We start from the raw sequence: 253 nt of genomic DNA, 5'->3' as shown, positions 1-253 counted from the left end.
CTTGACGATGGTGACACCATCCAGGATGTCTTTACCTACACCATTACTGATGCTGATGGAGATACCTCTGAAGCAACCCTTACCATCGATGTAAACGGCATGACCGACGGTGCACCGACCATCTCGATTGATGATGCGGATGCAGATGTTACTCCTGCCGACAACAGTGTGGTTGAAGGTTCCGGTGACACCGTTAACGGGGCGATCACGGTTGGGGCAGAGGCCGGTATTTCTACAGTCACCATCGGTGGCA

The 253-nt window shown here is 53.0% G+C and carries 1 protein-coding gene; it reads left to right on the top strand.

What is annotated here, in order from left to right; translation table 11 throughout:
- A partial coding sequence (locus FCL48_RS25115; protein ID WP_169309382.1) for a hypothetical protein occupies nucleotides 1-253 on the top strand: 253 nt, incomplete at both ends.

This window comes from Desulforhopalus sp. IMCC35007 (assembly GCF_005116575.1).
GTDB lineage: Bacteria > Desulfobacterota > Desulfobulbia > Desulfobulbales > Desulfocapsaceae > Desulforhopalus_A.
This window is presented reverse-complemented; position numbering and strand designations above follow the sequence as displayed.